We start from the raw sequence: 502 nt of genomic DNA on the forward strand, positions 1-502 counted from the left end.
TCTCAAGCAAATGGGAGAGATAAAAACACAACTGGCTGCTGAAGCCGTTGCAGATAAACAAGCAAGTATAGGTCAATGGGGGCAGTCAACGACCCCGGAAAATGAACGCCCGGTGCCGGATAATCCGCCGACGATCACACAAAACAACTACCCGGAACTTAGCGCACCAGTGACAACCCGTTCGCCGGAAGTATCAACAACCGGTTCTCAACGCAATCAGTTGCTGATTACGCTGAAACCGAATGAAGCGGCTGAAGTGAAGATGGAAATGCGTAAGGACGCCCGGGTGGCTTTTCAGTGGATGAGTTCCGGCCCTGTAAACGTTGATGCGCACGGCGATCCGGTTAACGCACCGAAAGGGTTTTACCACGGCTATGGCAAGGACCGGCAGATAACCTCCGGAGATGGGGTATTGCAGGCCGCCTTTGACGGGAAGCACGGCTGGTTCTGGCGAAATCGAGGTTCGCAGACGATCACGATCCAACTGGATACCAACGGGGAG

General features: G+C 54.0%; 1 protein-coding gene. It reads left to right on the forward strand.

Annotated elements, in window-relative coordinates; translation table 11 throughout:
- The coding region (locus CKO11_RS17460) for a hypothetical protein (protein ID WP_223641588.1) at positions 1-502 on the forward strand (502 nt) is incomplete at both ends.

This window comes from Rhodobacter sp. TJ_12, from assembly GCF_020023995.1.
GTDB lineage: Bacteria > Pseudomonadota > Alphaproteobacteria > Rhodobacterales > Rhodobacteraceae > Rhodobacter.